Source organism: Rhodococcus ruber NBRC 15591 (assembly GCF_001894945.1).
Classification (GTDB): Bacteria; Actinomycetota; Actinomycetes; order Mycobacteriales; family Mycobacteriaceae; genus Rhodococcus; species Rhodococcus ruber.
The window spans coordinates 21,684-41,768 of record NZ_BCXE01000035.1; the positions used below are offsets into that span (position 1 = coordinate 21,684).

Genomic DNA, 20,085 nt, shown 5'->3' on the forward strand with positions numbered 1-20,085 from the left:
TGAACGGGTGGCGGCTACCGGCCGGTACGGTCCCGCCGAGGACGCCGGGCGCAGTGACTATGCTTGATCGTTCGCGCGTGCTGGCAACGGAATCGAAGCGAAGGATGTGGGCACCTACATGCGGTCTTCTCGACACGACGGCAGTCCGGGCGAGAGCGATCCGGCGATCGCTCCGGAGCCGTCCGCCGGGAGGCACCGCGAACGCCCTGCCCGCAGCCGCCGACCGGCGCCGGCCCGCCCCCAGCGCGGCGCGCGTGCCCGCACCCAGGTGGCACTGCTGCCCCAGCTGCTGGCGTCGACCGTGGAGGAACGCGGCGACCATCCGGCGGTCGTCACGCCCGGCGGAACGGGCCTCACGTACCGGGAGTTGGACGCGAGGTCGTCGCAGCTGGCGCGAGTGCTGATCGCCCGGGGCATCGGGCCCGGCGACGTGGTGGCCGTTGCCGTGCCGCGCTCGGTGGAGTCCGTCCTGTCCGTCTGGGCGGTCGCCAAGTCGGGCGCGACCTTCCTGCCCGTGGATCCGAAGTACCCCGCCGAGCGGGTTCAGCACATGGTGTCCGACTCGGGTGCGGCCGTCGGACTGACCCTGGCCGCCTTCTCCGGCGCTCTCCCGGGATCGACGCAGTGGACCGCGCTCGACGATCCCGCCGTGGCCGCCGACATCGCGTCCCGCCCCAGCCACCCGGTGTCGTACGCCGACCGGCTCCGCCCCCTGTCGGAGCTGCATCCGGCGTGGATGATCTACACCTCCGGGTCGACGGGCCTGCCCAAGGGCGTCTCCGTCCCGCACAGCGGCATCGGCTCGCTGATCACCGCGGAGCGTGAGCACTACCGGGTCACCGCGGACGCCCGGGTGCTGCACATCTGCTCGCCCAGCTTCGACGTGTCGATGCTCGAGCTGCTGGCCACCTTCGGCGCGGGCGCGACCCTCGTGGTCTCGCCGCCGACGATCGTCGGCGGCGCGGACCTCTCGGAGCTGCTCGCGGCCGAGCGCGTCACCCACACGTTCATCACCCCCGCCGCCCTCGGGTCGGTGGACCCTCGGGGACTCGACGACCTGCGCGTGGTCGTGGTGGCGGGGGAGAGCTTCGGACCCGATCTCGTCGAACGGTGGGCCGCACCCCACCGCGACTTCTTCAACGGCTACGGCCCGACCGAGGCGACCATCCTCGCGGTCAGCAGCGCCGCCCTGCACCCGGGTGAGCCGATCCGCATCGGCACCCCGATCCCCGGCGTGGGCGCCTACGTGCTCGACACCCACCTGCGGCCGGTCCCCGCCGGTGTCACCGGCGAGCTGTACCTGGCGGGCGCACAGCTCGCGCTCGGATACCACGCCCGGCCGGGTCTGACCGCCGACCGGTTCGTCGCCAACCCGTTCGCCGACGGCGGGGCGCGCATGTACCGCACCGGCGACCTCGTGCGCCGCGACGAGGGCGGTGCGATCGAGTACCTCGGCCGCTCCGACTTCCAGGTCAAGATCCGCGGCTACCGCATCGAACTCACCGAGATCGACGCGGTCCTCGTCCGGCACCCGGACGTCGAGTTCGCCACCACCGTGGGCCGCCCGCTGCCGTCCGGGGAGACCGCGCTCGTCTCCTACGTCGTACCGGCAGGTGCGGCCGCGGACCTCGACACCGGTGCGCTCGTCGAATTCGCGGCCGGCTTCCTGCCCGACTACATGCTGCCGGCGGCAGTCGTCCCCATCCCCGAGGTGCCGCTCAACCCCGTCGGCAAGCTCGACCGCGCGGCCCTTCCCGACCCCGTCTTCGCGGTCCGCGAGTACCGGGCGCCGCAGACCCCGACCGAGCAGGCCGTCGCCGACGTCTTCGCCGACGTCCTCGGCGTCGAGCGAGTCGGCCTCGACGATTCCTTCCTCGACCTCGGTGGCAACTCGCTCGTCGCCACCCGGCTCGTCGCCCGGCTCGGCGCCGTCCTCGACACCCGGGTGCCGGTGCCGCTGGTGTTCGAGGCCCCGACGGTGCAGGCGCTCGCCGACCGGCTCGAGGCGCAGGCCGGTTCCGGGGCCCTGCCGCTCGTCGCCCGCGACCGCCCCGAGCAGGTCCCGTTGTCGCTCGCCCAGCAGCGGATGTGGTTCCTGAACCGCTTCGCGCCCGAGTCGGCGGTCGACAACATCCCCGTCGCGATCCGGCTCGCGGGACACCTCGACGTCGATGCCCTGCAGGGGGCGGTCGCCGACCTCGTCGCCCGGCACGAGTCGCTGCGGACCGTGTATCCGGAGATCGACGGCGACGGCTACCAGGTGGTGCTGCCGGCGGCCGAGGCCGTCCCGGATCTCACGCCCGTCGACGTCGAGATCGAGGACGTTCCCGCCCGGGTCCTCGAACTGGTCGGCACCGGGTTCGACGTCACCGCCGCCGTGCCGTGGCGCGTCGCCCTGCTGCGGATCTCGGCCGAGGAGCACGTACTCGTCTTCGTCGTGCACCACATCTCCGGCGACGGCTTCTCCATGACGCCGCTGACCCGTGACATCGTCGCCTCCTATCGGGCGCGTACCCGCAACGAGCCGAACCCGTTGCCGCCGTTGTCGGTTCAGTACGCCGACTATGCACTCTGGCAGCGGGAGGTGCTCGGTGACGAGGACGATCCCGAGTCGGTGCTGTCCCGGCAGCTCGCCTACTGGCGCGCGCAGCTCGCGGACCTGCCGGAGGAGCTCGGCCTCCCGGCCGATCGTCCCCGCCCCGCCGTCGCCTCCAATCGCGGTGCCGCCCTTCGCCTCCCGATCGACGAGGAAGTGCACGCCGCGCTCGCCGAGCTGGCCCGCACCCACAACGCGAGTGTGTTCATGGTGGTGCACACCGCGCTGGCCGTGCTGCTGGCCCGCCTGTCCGGCACCGACGACATCGCCGTCGGCACCCCCGTCGCGGGCCGCGGCGAGGCTGCTCTGGACGACGTGATCGGCATGTTCGTCAACACCCTGGTGCTGCGCACCGCCGTCGTGTCCGGTGAGTCGTTCGCCGACCTGCTCGCCCGGGTGCGGGGCACCGACCTCGAGGCATTCGCGAACGCAGACGTGCCGTTCGAACGCCTCGTCGAGGTGCTCGACCCGCCCCGCTCGCAGGCCCGGCACCCGCTGTTCCAGGTGATGCTCACGTTCCAGAACCTGCCGCAGTCCACCCTCGAGCTGCCGGATCTGCGCATCTCCGGCGTCGAATTCGACACGGCGATCGCGAAGTTCGACCTTCAGGTCACCGTCGCCGAGCAGGTCTCGGACCGCGACGCGCCGGGCGGGATGACGGTCGAACTCACCTACGCCACCGACCTTTTCGACGCCCCCACGATGACGTCCTTCGCCGACCGATTCACCCGGATCCTGCGGGGGGTCGCCACGTCCGCCGCCACCCCGATCGGCACGCTGCCGTTCCTCGGCGACGCCGAGGCCGAGCGGATCCTCACCGAGTGGAGCAGCCTCGGACCCGGCGCCCCGGTGCCTGCCGAGGCGACCCTCGTCGACCGCTTCGAGTCCGTCGTCCGCCGCAGCCCCGACGCCCCGGCCGTCACGTTCGCCGGACGCACCCTCACGTTCGCCGAGCTCGACGCGCGGGCCAACCGCCTGGCCCGGCGGCTCGTCGCGGCCGGAGCGGGCCCGGACGAGCTCGTGGCCGTCGCGCTGCCCCGGTCGGCCGACCTGATCGTGGCACTGCTGGCGGTACTCAAGTCGGGTGCCGCGTATCTGCCCATCGACACCACCTATCCCGCCGAGCGGCTGCGGTACATGCTCGAGGACTCCCGGCCGCGCTGCCTCCTCACCGACGCAGGCGGTGTCCTGCCGGACCTCGGCCTGCCACGGGTGCACGTCGAGGACGACGACCCGCACGCGCCGAGCGGGCCGGTCACCGACGCCGAGCGGATCGCGCCGCTGCGCGCGGACAACCGTGCGTACGTCATCTACACCTCCGGCTCGACGGGCCGCCCGAAAGGCGTCGCGGTCACCCACCGCAACGTGCTGACCCTGTTCGCCAACGCCGAACCGCTGTTCGGGTTCGGCTCCGACGACGTGTGGACGCTGTTCCACTCCTACGCGTTCGACTTCACGGTGTGGGAGCTGTGGGGACCGCTCCTGTACGGCGGCCGGCTCGTCGTCGTCGACTACCTCACGTCGCGCTCGCCCGAGCAGTTCCTCGAGCTGCTGCGGACCGAGCGGGTCACCGTGCTGAACCAGACCCCCTCGGCGTTCCTCCAGCTCGACGAGGCCGACCGGGTGGCGTCGGTGGAGCGCCCCGACGCCGGTCCGCTCGCCCTGCGCTACGTCGTGTTCGGCGGCGAGGCCCTCGACCTCGGCAGGCTCGAGGGCTGGTACGGGCGCCGGCCCGTGGCCCCGACCCTGGTCAACATGTACGGCATCACCGAGACCACGGTCCACGTGTCGTTCCGGGCCCTCGACCGCGGCGACGCCCGCGCCGGTGCCGCCAGCCGGATCGGCCGCTCGCTGCCGGGTCTGCGGCTGCGGGTGCTCGACCGGCTGCTGCAGCCCGTCCCGGTGGGCGTGCCGGGCGAGGTGTACGTCTCGGGCGATCAGCTCTCGCGTGGCTACCTCGGTCGTCCGGGGCTGACCGCCGCCCGGTTCGTCGCCGACCCGTTCGGGTCGGGCCGGCTCTACCGCACCGGCGACGTCGCCCGGTGGAACGCCGACGGTGAGCTCGAGTACGCGGGGCGCAGCGACGCGCAGGTGCAGTTGCGGGGATTCCGCATCGAACTCGGCGAGGTCGAGGCGGCGCTGGTGCGTGTCGACGGGGTGGCCCAGGCGGTCGCGGTGGTCCGCGACGACGGTCTCGGCGATCGGCTGGTCGCATACGTGGTGCCCCGCGCCGGGGAGGACCTCGACGTGGCCCGCGTGCGCGAGCAGCTCGGCGCCTTCCTCACCGGCTACATGGTTCCGGACGTCGTGGTCGTTCTCGACGAGCTGCCCCTCACCGTCAACGGCAAGCTCGACCGGCGCGCCCTGCCGGTGCCCCGGGCGACCACCACCGCGGGCACGCGCCGCGAGCCGGTCACCGACGCCGAACACGTCGTCGCACAGGTCTTCGCCGACGTGCTCGGCGTCGAGGGAGCCGGGGCGGACGACTCGTTCTTCGACCTCGGCGGCAACTCGCTCATCGCGACGCGGGTGATCGCGCGGGTCAACGAGTCGCTGGGAACCGCCCTGGCGATCCGTGAGCTGTTCGAGGCGCCGACGGTGGCCGAACTCGCCGCCCGGGCCGACGCACACGCGGAATCGGTGGCCCGGCCCGCGCTGACCGCCGGGTCCCGCCCCGACCGGGTGCCGCTCTCCCTCGCCCAGCAGCGCATGTGGGTGCTCAACCAGCTCGACCCCGCCTCCGCGAGCTACAACATCCCGCTCGCGATCCGGCTGCGCGGCCGCCTCGACACCGCGGCGCTCACCGCGGCCGTGCGCGACGTGATCGACCGGCACGAGTCGCTGCGCACCCTGTACCCGCAGGACGAGACGGGGCCCTACCAGCGCATCCTCGACGCCGACGCCGTCGTGCCCGCGGTGGTGCCGGTCGAGGCCGCATCCGAGCAGGAGGCGCTCGCCGAGGTCGTCGCCCTCGCTGCCGAAGGGTTCGACGTCTCGTCGCAGGTGCCGGTGCGCGGCCGGATCGTCTCGGTCGGCGCCGACGACCACGTGCTCGCTCTCGTCGTCCACCACATCTCCGCCGACGGTGCGTCGCTGGCGCCGCTGGCGCGGGACCTGATGACCGCGTACGCGGCGCGGTTGTCCGGAGATGCTCCCGCCTGGGCGCCGCTCGAGGTGCAGTACGCCGACTATGCGCTCTGGCAACGCCGGGTCCTCGGCGACGCCGACGACGCGCAGTCCCCGGCCGGTGCCCAGCTCGCCTACTGGCGTTCCCGCCTGACGGGCGTGCCCGAGCTCCTCGATCTGCCCACGGACCGGCCGCGGCCGCCGCAGCCGTCGCTGCGCGGCGGCACGGTGGCCGTGCAGGTCGACGAGCAGATCCGGCAGCGGCTCGACGCGCTTGCGCTCGCGCACCGGGCGTCGCTGTTCATGGTGGTCCACGCGGCCCTCGCGGTGCTGCTGGCCCGCCTCAGCGGCACTCACGACATCGTCGTCGGCACGCCGGTCGCGGGCCGCGGCGACCGGCGCCTCGACGACCTGGTCGGGATGTTCGTCAACACCCTTGCGCTGCGTACGGACGTGGACCCGGCGGCGTCCTTCGCCGAGTTGCTCGACCGGGCCCGCGCGGTCGACCTCGAGGCGTTCGGTCACGCCGACGTGCCGTTCGAGCGGGTGGTCGACGACGTGGTCGCCGCGCGCTCCCCGGCCCGGCATCCGGTCTTCCAGACGGTGCTGTCGTTCCAGAACACCGAGGCAGCGCGGCTCGAACTGCCGGATCTCACCGTCGAGGCGCTCGACGGCGGCGACCTCGCCGCCAAGTTCGACCTGCAGGTGACGGTCGATCCGCGCGAGCACCCGGGCGGGACGGCCGCCGGCATGCACGTCGGGTTCACCTATGCCGTGGACCTGTTCGACGCCGGCACCGTCGCCACCTTCGCCGAACGTTTCCTGACCGTCCTGCGCGCCGTCGCGGAGAGCCCTCGGGCCGTGGTCGGAGACATCGACATCCGGACCGAGACCGAGCGCTCGGCGCCCGCCGACATCGAGCCCGAGCCGGTGGCGGCCCCCGACCGGGTCGAGCGGACCGTGCCGCAGGAGTGGCAGGTCGCGGTGGAGTCCGACCCGGAGGCCCCGGCGTTCGTCGCGGACGGTGCCGAGGTCACCTATCTCGAGCTCGAGCGCCGGTCGTCGCAGTGGGCCCGGTATCTCATCGCCCAGGGTGTCGGGCCCGGCGACGGTGTCGCGGTCGCCGCGCCGGCCGGGCCGGAACTGGTCATCGCGCTCTGGGCGATCACCAAGGCGGGCGCCGCGATCGTGCCTGCTGTCTCCGGCTCCACGGCCGCGCAGACACCCGGGCTCGGGTTGGCGACGCACGGGGCGGACGTCCGGCCCTCCGCCGCTGCGCGCTGGCTGTACCTCGACGAGCCGGCGACGGTGGCCACCGTGGCGGCGCTGTCCGCCCGTCCGGTCGACTACTCGGAGCGGGTCCGGGTCCTGCAGCCGCAGCACCCCGCGCTGTGGGTGGCCGGCCGTGTGGTCGACCACGGCGAACTGGTCGCCCTCGCCCGCGGCGGAGGGGCGGCGGGGAAGCTGGACTACGAGTCACGGTTGCTGGTGTGCGACGGTACGGCGGAGCAGTGGCGCGTCTTCGCGATCCTGGCGGCCGGGATCGCCGGTGCGGTGGTGGTGGTGCCCGAGCCGGACGCCGACCTCGCCGCCGTGGTGACCGACGAGTGGGTGACCCACGCGTTCGTCGCGTCGTCGCAGGTAGAAGCATTGAACGACGCGCCGGCCGAGGACCTTCGGGTCGTGGTCGTCACCGACCGCGACGAGGTTCCCGCGGGGTCCGCCGCAGCGGGTGACGAGTGGGCGACAGTGGCCGCCGTCGACCCGTGGAGTATGCGGAACTGAATACCGGCCGGTAGATTGCCTGCGGGCGGGACGAGTTCTCCATTCTCTTCCCGCGCGTGGAAGGAGCTGTTCCGTAGTGCAACGCAGGAGCCCGGTCCGGGCAGAGCGAGGTCCGGGCGCGTGAGGCGGGAGTCGGGGGTGCGGCGCCGGGAACCAGGCCGTTCGCGTAGCCGGGCCGCGCGCGTGGCACCGCTGCCGACTCTGCTGACGTCTGCGGTGGAACAGCGCGGCGACCACCCGGCGGTGGTGTGCGCCGCCGGGGGCGGCTCCCTGTCGTACCGGGAACTGGACGAGACGTCGTCGCGGTGGGCACGGTGGCTGATCGGTCGCGGCGTCGGGCCGGGGGATGCGGTCGCGGTGGCGATACCTCGTTCCCTGGAGTCGGTGCTCGCGCTGTGGGCGGTGGCGAAGTCGGGGGCGACGTTCGTCCCCGTCGATCCGCGCTACCCGTTCGAGCGGGTGGAGTTCATGCTGGCCGACTCCGGCGCGGCCCTGTGCCTGACGGTGAACGACTTCTCCGCCGCCGTGCCCGCCGGGGTCGAACAGGTGCGGCTCGACGACGCGGCGACGGCCGGGCAGGTCCGACAGTTGCCCGGGCATCCGATCTCGTACGCCGACCGGACACGCGCGCTCGAGGGCCTCGACATCGCGTGGATGATCTACACGTCCGGCTCCACGGGCCGCCCCAAGGGGGTGGCGGTCACGCACGCCGGCATCGCCGGCGTGATCTCCGCCGAGCGCGGGCACTACGAGGTCGATGCGGACGCGCGGGTGCTGCACGTGTGCTCGCCGAGCTTCGACGTCTCCCTGCTCGAGTTGCTGACCGGATTCTCCGCGGGTGCGACGGTCGTGGTGGCGCCGGCATCGGTGGGCGGCGGCGCCGACCTGGCCGACGTCCTGGCTGCCGCTGCGGTGACGCACGTGTTCATCACCCCGGCGGCGCTGAGCTCGGTGGATCCCGCGGGGCTGACGGACCTGCGGGTCGTGGTGGCAGCCGGGGAGGCGTTCGGACCGGAACTGGTGAACCGCTGGTCGGCTCCCGGCCGGCGGTTCTTCAACGCGTACGGGCCTACGGAGGCGACGATCCTGGCCACCAGCAGCGCGCCGCTGGTGACCGGCGAGCCGATCACGATCGGCACCCCGATCCCGGGTGTGGGAGCGTACGTCCTCGACGGCCGGTTGCGGCCGGTGCCGCCGGGGGTGGTCGGTGAGCTGTATCTGGCCGGCGCTCAGGTCGCGCGCGGCTACCACCGTCGACCGGGGCTGACGGCGGAGCGGTTCGTGGCCGATCCGTTCGGGTCGGATCCGGGAACCCGGATGTACCGGACGGGGGACCTGGTCCGCCGCGCGGCCGACGGTCCGATCGAGTACCTCGGGCGCAGCGATTTCCAGGTCAAGATCCGCGGGTTCCGGGTGGAACTGGGAGAGATCGACGCCGCGCTGACGGCGCGGCCCGACATCGAGTTCGCGGCGACCCTCGGGAAGGTGCTGCCGTCCGGGGAGGCGGCACTGGTCTCGTACGTGCTGCCGGCGGCCGGAACCCGGCTGGAGGTGCCGGCGGTGCTCGCCGGGCTGGCCGAGACGTTGCCCGCCCACATGGTGCCTGCCCTGGTGACGGTGCTCGACGCGGTGCCGCTCACGCCGGTGGGCAAGCTCGATCGGGCGGCGCTGCCCGAACCGGTGTTCGCCCAACGGGAATACCGGGCGCCGCGCACCCCGGTCGAGGAGACCGTCGCGTCGGTGTTCGCCGAGGTGCTCGGCCGCGAGCGCGTCGGACTGGACGATTCCTTCCTCGAGCTGGGTGGGAATTCCCTGCTGGCGACCCGGTTGGTGGCGCGCCTGGGCGCCGCCCTGGAGACCCGGGTGCCGGTGCCGGTGGTGTTCGCGGCGCCGACCGTGGCCGCGTTGGCGGCGCACCTGGAGTCGGGTAGCCTTGCGGCCCAGTCGGTTCCGTTGACGCCGCGGGAGCGTCCGGACCACGTGCCGCTGTCGTTCGCGCAGCAGCGGATGTGGTTCCTCAATCGGTTCGATCCGACCTCCGCGGCCGACAACATCCCGGTGGCGATCCGGCTGACGGGCCGACTCGACGTCGGTGCCCTGCGAGAGTCCGTGTACGACATCGCAACCCGGCACGAGGTCCTGCGGACCCGGTATCCGGAGCGGGACGGGCTGCCGTACCAGGCGATCGTTCCCGTCGCCGGGTACACGCCCGACTGGGTGTCGGAGTCGGTGCGGCCGACGGATCTGGCGGACCGGATCGCCGACGCGGTGGCCACCGGTTTCGACGTGACCGCCGAAGTGCCGTTCCGGGTGCGGCTGTTCCGCGTCGCGGACGACGAGCACGTGCTCGTGTTCGTGGCACACCACATCAGCGCCGACGGTTGGTCGATGGCGCCGCTGACCCGAGATCTGATGACCGCGTATGCCGCGCGTGCCGCCGGCGGGGAACCCGGATGGGAGCCGCTGCCGCTGCAGTACGCGGACTTCGCGCTGTGGCAGCGCGAGGCGCTCGGATCGGAGGGGGACGCCGGCAGTCCACTCGCGGCGCAGGCGCGGTACTGGCAGCGGGTCCTCGCGGATCTGCCCGAGGAGTTGCACCTGCCGACCGACCGCGCCCGCCCCCCGGTGCAGTCCTTCGCCGGCGGCCGGATCGCCTTCGCCATCGATGCTCCGACGCATCGGCGGGCCGCGGAACTGGCGCGGCAGAACGGGTCGACCCTGTTCATGGTCCTGCACACCGCACTCGCGGTGTTCCTCGCCCGGATGTCGTCGTCGCACGACATCGCCGTGGGTACCGCGGTCGCCGGCCGCGGTGACGCCGCGCTGGACGAGATGGTCGGCATGTTCGTCAACACCCTGGTGTTGCGGACCCGGATCGATCCCGGTTCCGGGTTCGCGGACCACCTCGCACGAGTCCGCGACAGCGACCTCGAGGCGTTCGCCCACGCGGAGATCCCCTTCGAGCGGGTGGTGGAACTGCTCGCGCCGGAGCGTTCGACCGCGCGGCACCCGCTGTTCCAGGTGGCCCTCGCACTCGAGAACCTGCCCCCGGCGGGGCTCGAGCTGCCGGGCCTGAGCCTGGCGGCGGTGCCGTTCGAGGTGACCACCGCGAAGTTCGACCTGTCGCTGACCCTGCGCGAGCACACGGACCTCGACGGGGAACCGGCGGGAATGTCGGCGGAGCTCGTCTTCGCCCGGGATCTGTTCGACGACGAGACGGTGGCCGGATTCGCGCGACGGTTCGTGCGGTTGCTGGCCGGCGCCGTGGCGGAGCCGGCCGTGCCGGTCGGCGACCTCGCGCTCCTCACCGGCGACGAGGCCGCCCGGCTCACGCGGGTCCCGGACGCCGCGCCGGGCGGTGCCCGCACGCTTGCCGAGATCCTGACGGCGGCGGTCTCCCGCAACCCCGAGGCGCCGGCCGTCCGGTACCGGGACCGGACGATCACCTACCGCGAACTCGACGAGTCGTCGTCGCGGCTCGCGCGGGAGCTGGCCGCACGCGGCATCGGCCCCGACGACGTCGTGGCCCTGGCGTTCCCGCGTTCGTACGAGATGGTGCTCGGGGTGTGGGCGGTCGCGAAGGCCGGCGCCGCGCACCTTCCGGTGGACCCGTCCTATCCGGTGGACCGGGTCCGGTACATGCTCGCCGATTCCGGTGCGGCGGTGTGCCTCACCTCCGGCGAATACGCCTCCGCGCTGCCCGGATCCGCGGTCCGGCTGGAACTGGACGATCCCGAGTTCGCGCGGGCCGTCGCGGCACGATCCGCCGCCGGGGTGCCCGAGCGCGTACGGCCGCTGTCGGCGCAGCACGCGGCATACGTCATCTACACGTCGGGGTCGACCGGGCAGCCCAAGGGAGTGGTGGTCACCCACGCCGGCCTCGACCCGCTCCTCGAGACCGCCGTGACCCTGTACGGCGTGACGTCGCGGGCGCGCTTCCTGCACGTGTGCTCGCCGAGTTTCGACCCGTCGGTGCTCGAATGGATGGTCGCGTTCTCCCAGGGTGCGACGCTGGTCGTGGTGCCGTCCACGATCGTCGGCGGGCCGGAACTGGCGGAACTGATCCGGGCCGAACGGGTCAGCCACACCATCATCACCCCGGCCGTCCTCGGGACGGTCGATCCGTCGGGCCTCGAGAGCCTCGAGGCCGTATCGGTCGGCGGGGACGTGACCTCGCCGCACCTGCTGGCACGGTGGGCGCCGGGGCGGAAGTACTTCAACGGCTACGGGCCGACCGAGACGACGATCATCTCCTCGTTCGCGCGGCTGCAGCCCGGGCGTCCGGTGACCGTCGGCCGGCCCGTCCCGGGAGTGTCCGCACTGGTGCTCGACTCCCGGCTGCGGCCGGTGCCGACCGGCGTCGTGGGCGAGCTGTACCTGGCCGGGACTGCTCTCGCTCGGGGATACCACCGGCGCAGCGGCCTGTCGGCCGCGCGGTTCGTGGCGAATCCGTTCGGGACGCCGGGCACCCGGATGTACCGAACCGGTGACCTGGTGCGATGGCGCGGCACCGGTGCGGTCGCCGAGCTGGAATACCTCGGGCGCGGCGACTCCCAGGTCAAGCTGCGTGGATTCCGGGTCGAACTCGGCGAGATCGACGCCGCGCTCGAGCGGCATCCGTCGGTCGCGCAGGCGGCGACGGTGCTGCACCCCGATCCGCACGGCGGGGACAGGCTGGTCGGTTACGTCGTCGGCGCCGCCGGCGCCGTGCCCGACCCTGCACACCTGCGCGAGTTCCTCGCCGGGAAGCTGCCGCACCACATGGTGCCCGGCCGTGTCGTCGTGCTCGACGCCCTGCCCCTCACCGGCGGAGGCAAGCTGGACAAGCGGGCACTGCCGGTGCCGCAGCCCGAGTCGACCGAGTACTGCGCCCCGGCGACGGACGACGAGCAGGCGGTCGCAGACGTGTACGGCGCCGTGCTCGGGCTCGAGCGGGTCGGCCGCGCCGACGACTTCTTCGCGCTCGGCGGCAACTCGCTGCTCGCGATGCAGGTCGTCGCGCGGCTCGATGCCGCCCTCGGCGTCCGGGTGCCGGTGCGGACGTTGTTCGAGGCGCCCACGGTGTCGGCCCTGGCGGCGCGGATGGGGGACCCCATCGCCGTCCCGTCCCGGACGCCCCTGCGGCGCCGGCAGCGCCCCGAGCGGATTCCGCTGTCGCTCGCGCAGCGGCGGATGTGGTTCTTCAACCGGTTCGACCCGGACTCCGCCGCCTTCAACATCCCGCTCGTGCTGCGACTGACCGGCGAGCTGGACGTGCCCGCCCTGCAGGCGGCACTGCGCGACCTGCTCGCCCGGCACGAGGCGCTGCGCACCGTCTTCCCCGACTCCGATGCCGGACCGTTCCAGGTGATCGTGCCGGTCGAGGACGTACCGGTCGATCCGGCGCCGCGGGACGTGACCGAGGACGAGCTGCCCTCGCGGATCGCCGCACTCGTCTCCCGCGGCTTCGACGTCACCGCCGCGGTACCCGTCCGGGCGGCCCTGCTGCGCCTCACCGACCGGGACCACGTGCTGGTCGTCGTCGTCCACCACATCGCCGGCGACGGCGGATCCCGGGCCCCGATGGCCCGGGACCTGGCCACCGCGTACCTGGCCCGGAGAGCGGGCGACGAGCCGGCGTGGGAACCCCTGCCCGTCCAGTACGCCGACTACGCACTGTGGCAACAGGATGTGCTGGGATCCGAGGACGACCCCGACTCGCTGCTCTCGCGTCAGATGCACTACTGGACCACGGCGCTGGCGGGCCTGCCGGACCTGCTGGAGCTGCCGACCGACCGCCCGCGGCCCGCCGTGCAGACCGGACGCGGCGCGAGCGTCGACTTCACACTGGACGAGTCGTCGGCCGCCCGGCTCGATCGGCTCTCGCGGGACCACGGGGTGACGTTCTTCATGCTCGTGCACGCCGCGCTCGCGGTCCTGCTGGCCCGCCTGTCCGGTACCGACGACATCCCCGTCGGGGCACAGGTCGCCGGCCGCGGCGAGGAGGCACTGGACGATCTCGTGGGGATGTTCGGCAACACCCTCGTGCTGCGTACCCGGATCGACCCGGACGCCACCTTCGCCGAGATCCTCGCCGCCGTGCGAGAGGTCGACCTCGCCGCGTTCGGCAACCCCGACGTTCCGCTCGAACGTCTCGTGGAGGTCCTCGATCCCGTCCGGTCCACCGCGCATTCGGCGCTGTTCCAGGTGCTGCTCGTGGTGCACAACTTCGCCCGCTCCGAGATCGCACTGCCGGACCTGCAGATCGCGCCGGTCGGAACGCCCCCGGGCGGCGCCAAACTCGACCTCGAGCTCCACCTGACCGAGATGCGCGACGAGCAGGGTCGCCGCGAGGGGATAGCCGGGTCCGTCGTCTACGCCTGTGACCTGTTCGACGAGGGCACCGTGCGGACGTTCGCTGCGAGGCTCGTGTCGATCCTGGAGGTGGCGGCGGCCGATCCGGGCGTTGCGGTCGGCGGCATCGACCTGTGCACGGCGGAGGAACGCGCCCGGCTCGACGAGCTGAACCGGACGGCTGCGCCGCTCGGCGACCGGTCGGTCCTGGACGCGTTCACCCGGCAGGCGCGGCGCACCCCGGACGCGACGGCAGTCGTCTTCGAGGACACCGCGCTGACCTACGCGCAGTTCGCCTCCCGGGTGGACCGGCTCGCACGGCGTCTCGTCGCGTGCGGCGTCGGTCCCGAGCGCCTGGTCGGTGTCCACATGAGCCGATCGGTCGAGATGATGGTCGGCATCTATGCGGTGCTCCGGGCCGGTGGCGGGTACGTGCCGCTCGACCCGGAGCATCCCGCCGAGCGAACGGCGTACGTCCTCGACACCGCCGAGCCGGTGCTGGTACTGACCACGACGCACGACCGGGGCACGCTCCCCGGATCCGTCCCGGTGCTCGTGGTCGACGAATCGGACGTCGCACCGACGCCGGTCACCGAGTTCGCCGACCACGAGCGGCTGGCGCCGCCGCACGAGGCGCACATCGCCTACGTGCTCTACACCTCCGGGTCGACGGGCCGGCCCAAGGGGGTAGCCGTCACCCACGGCGCCGTCGTCAACCAGATGACCTGGATGCGCGAACGCTACGACTTCGGCGTCGGGGACACGGCTCTGCAGAAGACCCCTGTCACGTTCGACGCGTCGGTGTGGGAGCTGTTCTTCCCGTTGCAGGTCGGTGCACGCCTCGTGATCGCGGCACCGGGAGGCCATCGCGACCCGGACTACCTGGCCCGTCTCTCGCGGCAGTGGGCCGTCGGCATCCTCGAGTTCGTCCCGACGATGCTCGCCCTGTTCCTCGCGGATCCCGACCTCGAACTTCCGGCGACGCTCAGGTATCTGTCCGTCGGTGGCGAGGCGCTGCCCGCCGAGCTCGCGGCACGATTCGCGGAACGCTCGGATGCGCTGCTGGACAACACGTACGGTCCGACCGAGGCGACCGTCACCGCGACCGTGCTGCGGTGCGACGGACGTCGCGGCGATGCCGGCACCGTTCCGATCGGCCACCCGATCCGCAACACCACCGCCTACGTTCTCGACGGGCGGCTGAACCCGGTGCCGATCGGGGTGCCGGGGGAGCTGTATCTCGGTGGGGTGCAACTTGCCCGTGGCTACCACGGCCGACCGGATCTGTCCGCGGAACGGTTCGTCGCGCACCCCGGCGGGGCGCGGATGTACCGCACCGGCGACCGGGTCCGATGGTTGCCGGACGGAACCCTCGAATTCCTGGGCCGCAACGACTTCCAGGTGAAGGTGCGCGGCCTGCGAATCGAGCTGGGGGAGATCGAGGCGGCACTCCTGGCGCAGCCGGAGATCGCGCAGGCCGCCGTGACCGTCCACGACGGGACCCACGGTGCGCAGCTCACCGCGTACGTCGTGCCGGCGGACGGTGCCGCGGTCGACGGTGCCACCGTTCGTGCGGCCGTGGGACGCGTGCTGCCGCGGTACATGGTGCCCGACGTGGTGACCGTGCTCGGGACGCTCCCGCTCACCACCTCCGGGAAGGTGGATCGCCGAGCCCTGCCCGAACCCGTCCCGGCCGTCCGGGAGTTCCGCCCGCCCGCCACCGCGGTCGAAAGGACCGTCGCCTCGGTGATCGGGGAGGTGCTCGGCGCGGAGCGACTCGGTCTCGACGACGACTTCTTCGCGCTCGGCGGGAATTCGCTGATCGCCACGCGCGTCGTCGCCCGGCTCGGGGCGGCGCTGCACGCGTCGGTCCCCGTGCGCGTGATCTTCGAGGCGTCGACGATCGAGTCGCTGGCGGCAGCCGTGGAACGCCGCATCGGGTCCGGCGGCTCGCCCGCCCTGGCCGCCCGGCCGCGTCCGGAACGGATTCCGCTGTCGCCCGCCCAGCAGCGGATGTGGTTCCTCAGCCGGTTCGAGGCGACCGCCGCGGCCTACAACATTCCGATGGCTGTGCGGCTGACCGGGCGACTCGATCGGGCGGCGCTGCAGTCGGCGATCGCCGACGTCGTCGCCCGCCACGAGGTCCTCCGGACCTTCTACCCCGAGGTCGACGGGGTGCCGGTCCAGCAGATACTGCCCGCCGGCGCCGGTGCGCCCGCCCTGGACCCGACGGACGTCGACGAACCGGCACTCCGCGCCGCCGTCCGGTCGGCGGCGGCGACCCGGTTCGATGTCACCAGGTCCGTGCCGGTCCTCGTGCGGCTGTTCCGGTTGTCCCCGGCCGAACACGTCCTGCTCGTCGTGGTGCACCACATCGCAGCGGACGGATACTCCGTGGCGCCGCTCGTCCGTGATCTGGCCCACGCGTACAGCGCGCGCCAGGCGGGCCGCGAACCTGCGTGGCAGCCACTTCCCGTGCAGTACGCGGACTACACCCTGTGGCAGCGGGACCTGTTGGGCAGCGAAACCGACCCGGCGTCGCGTGTCTCCCGCCAGCTCGCCTTCTGGGCCGACGAACTGGCCGGTCTGCCCGACCAGTTGCCGGTGCCCACGACCCGGCCGCGGCCCCCGGTTCAGTCCTACCGGGGCGACCGGGTTCCCGTCACGATCGACGCGGACCTGCACGGCAGGGTGGCGGCACTCGCGGCGGCAACGAGGACGACGCCGTTCACCGTCGTGCACGCCGCCTTCGCGGTGCTGCTGGCCCGGCTGTCCGGCACCGAGGACGTCGCCGTGGGCACCCCGGTGGCCGGCCGAGGCGAGGCAGCCCTCGACGACCTGATCGGGATGTTCGTGAACACCCTCGTGTTCCGGACGCGGGTCGACCCGGCCGCCTCCTTCACTTCGCTGCTCGCGCAGGCCCGGGAGAAGAACCTCGAGGCCCTGGCCCACGCGGACGTCCCGTTCGAACAGCTCGTCGAGGCGCTGGCGCCGGCCCGGTCCATGGCGCGGCATCCGCTGTTCCAGGTGGGCCTGTCGTTCCAGAACCTCGGAGCGGTCGATTTCGAACTCCCCGGCCTGACGGCGGCCCGGGTCGACGTCACAGGGGAGATCGCCCAGTTCGACCTGCACCTGATCGTCGGTGACAGCTACGCGGCGGACGGGACGCCGGCGGGGATCGGCGGGCATCTGTCGTACGCCACCGATCTCTTCGACGGCCACGCGGCGGCGTCCGTCGCGGACCGGTTCGTCCGGATCCTGGGCGAACTGGTCTCGGCTCCCGACCGCGCGGTCGGCGACGCCGATCTCCTCGTCGACGGGGAACGACAGGCGCTGCTCGAGGCCGCGAACGACACCCGCGTCGACAGTCCGGGCGGCGACCGTGCGGGCGGCGACTGTGCGGTCGGCGACTGCTTGCCCGATCTGCTCCGGCGCCAGGTACGCGAACGCCCGGACGAGGTCGCGCTCGTCGGGGACGGGGTGCAGTTGACGTACGGTGAGCTCGGCGACCGCGTCGCCCGGCTGGCCCGCGCGCTGGTGGCGGTGGGTGTCGGGCCGGAGGTCCGGGTCGGTCTGCTGATTCCCGGATCGGTGGAGCTCGTCGTCGCGATGTACGCGGTGTCCGCCGCCGGGGGCGCGTACGTTCCGCTCGATCCGTCGCTTCCGGCCGCACGGCTGGTGCGCATGGTCGCGGCGGCGCGGCCGGCGACGGTGCTCGTGTCCGCGGCATCCGCCGGCGTCGCGAGCGAGGTGGTGCCGGAGCCGGTCCGGGTTCTCGATGTCTCGAGGGTGGATCTGTCGCAGCACTCGGCGGCCCCGGTGACCGACGCGGACAGGACTGCGCCGCTGCATCCCGCGAACCTCGCCTACATCTTGTTCACGTCGGGATCGACGGGTGTGCCCAAGGGCGTGGCGGTGGACCACGGCGCGGTGGTCAACCAGTTGCGTTGGCTGCATGCGGAGTTCGAGTTCGGTCCGGGGGAGGTGACGGTACAGCGGACCGTGGCCACGTTCGACCTGTCGGTGTGGGAGTTCTGGGGCGCCACGACATGCGGCGGCCGGCTGGTGGTTGCCGATCCCGAGTCCCGCCGCGATCCGGACCGCCTGCTCGCGCTCGTCGAACGCGAAGCCGTCACGACGCTGTACCTGGTTCCATCCCTGCTGAGCGCCCTGATCTCTGGTGCAGGCGGAGAGCTGCCCACCTCGGTGCGACGGGTGCTCTCGATCGGGGAGACGCTCCCGGGGGCTGTCGCCGGGGCGTGCCGCCGGTCGAGCCGGGCGGAACTCGTCAACCTGTACGGACCCACCGAGGCGGCCGTGTCGGTCACGGCGCACCGGGTCACGGCGGCGGACGCCGACCAGGTGCCGATCGGGGTGCCCGAGTGGAACACCCGCGTCTATGTACTCGACCGGCGGCTGCGCCCCGTGCCCACCGGAGTGACCGGTGAGCTCTATCTGGCGGGCCGGCAGCTCGCGCGGGGATACAGCGGAAGCCCCGGGGTGACCGCGGACCGGTTCGTTGCCGACCCCTTCGGGGCCGGGGGACGGCTGTACCGCACCGGCGATCTGGCCCGGTGGACCGCTGAGGGAGTCCTCGAGCACGTCGGGCGTGGCGACTCCCAGGTCAAGCTTCGCGGATTCCGGATCGAGCTCGGCGACATCGAGGCCGCGCTGCTGCGCCTGCCCATCGTGTCGGCCGCGGTCGCGACGGTGCATCAGGACGCGGCGACCGGCGCGCGGATCGTCGCGTATGTCGTTGCTGCACAGAACGAATCGGACTTCGATGCGACGTCCCTACGCAGCGAGCTCGCGGACGAACTGCCGAACTACATGGTGCCGGCTTCGATCGTGCGCCTGGACCGGCTCCCCGTCGGGGCGACGGGCAAGGTCGATCGTGGCGCGCTGCCCGTGCCGATGCCCGCGCGGGCGTCCTACCGGGCTGCGGCGACGCCGGTCGAGCGCGCGGTTGCGCAGGTGTTCGCGGACGTCCTCGCCGCGGACCGGGTCGGATCCGACGACGACTTCTTCGTTCTCGGCGGGTCGTCCCTCGTGGCCGTGCGGGTGACCCGTGAGCTCACCCGCCGACTCGATCGTCCGATCCCGCTCGAATGGGTGTTCGCTCATCCGGCGGTGGCCGACCTGGCGGCCCGGATCGAGCGGTCGGCGGACGAGGAGCCGGCGGCAAGCGGAGGCTCCGACTCGGCCCTGGCCGTGCTGCTGCCGCTGCGCGAGGGCGACGAGGGGCGCGATCCGGTGTTCTTCGTGCACCCGGTGATCGGGCTCGCCTGGAGTTTCGCATCGCTCGCCCGGTACGTCGAGCCGGGCCGCCCGGTCTACGGATTGCAGTCCCCGGCACTGTCGGGCGAGTCGGATCTCCCCGATTCGATCGCGTCCTGGGCGGGCCGGTACGTCTCGGAGGTCCGGCGGGTCCACCCGGACGGTCCCTTCCATCTGGTGGGGTGGTCCCTCGGCGGAGTGATCGCGCACGAGATGGCGGTCCAGCTCCAGCGGGCCGGACTCGAGGTCGGTTCGCTCGTGCTCCTCGACTCCTCCCTGCCCGACGCCGTGCGCTCCTCGGTCGATCCGGTCTCGGTGGCGGCAGTGGCCCTGAATGCGAGCCACGGTGGCGGACCCGGTGGGGTCGAGGACGGTCTCGAGGTGCTCGCCGACGACATCGACCCGGATCTGTCGGCGTCCGTCCTGACGAGCATCGAGCGCTCGTTCGATGCGCTCGAGGGGCATGTTCCGGGCCGGTACGAGGGGCGCATGCTGTTCGTCGGCGCCGCGTCGCAGGCCGGGCCGGACGCGGACTCGGGCCGGGACTGGGCGCCCTACGTCGCGGACGAGGTGCATCGGCACGACCTTTCCGTCTCGCACTGGGAGATGACCGGGCCGAGGGCGTGTACTCGTCTCGGACCGCTGTTGGCAGGCTGGACGTCGGACGGTTCCTGCCCGGAATGCGGGTGTGCCGCGCGCTGACTCGTAGGGGTGCGGCATTCCGCGGGCGTGGCCTGCGCGCGCCCGCTGTGTCCGAGGTCACGTCGGACGCCGAAAGTGAATTGTCCAATCGGTGGACGAACCGGGGACGGTGTCGGCACCGGCCGGGTGGCGACCGAGGCTGCCGGATCGAATTGCCGGATCGACACGGGCGTCTCCCGCCGTGCGTTCCGCGTCTCTTTCCGAAACCACAGGTGACGGGTCTGCCCCGGCGGGGAGGCGGAGGCTTGCGGGCGCCGCTCACGCGT

The 20,085-nt window shown here is 72.8% G+C and carries 2 protein-coding genes; both read left to right on the forward strand.

Annotation, left to right across the window (positions count from 1 at the left end; translation table 11 throughout):
- Positions 1 to 118 precede the first annotated feature (118 nt).
- Positions 119 to 7,507, forward strand: a complete 7,389-nt coding sequence (locus RR3_RS20860) for a non-ribosomal peptide synthetase (protein ID WP_234420100.1) — start codon at positions 119 to 121, stop codon at positions 7,505 to 7,507.
- Positions 7,508 to 7,690: 183 nt separating this feature from the next.
- Complete coding sequence (locus tag RR3_RS20865; RefSeq protein WP_072786552.1) at positions 7,691 to 19,819, forward strand: non-ribosomal peptide synthetase; 12,129 nt, start codon at positions 7,691 to 7,693, stop codon at positions 19,817 to 19,819.
- Positions 19,820 to 20,085: the final 266 nt, after the last annotated feature.

Bases quoted from the DNA above. Each gene is read 5' to 3' on its own strand.
- RR3_RS20860 (WP_234420100.1), top strand. From the start codon at position 119: ATGCGGTCTTCTCGACACGACGGCAGTCCGGGCGAGAGCGATCCGGCG.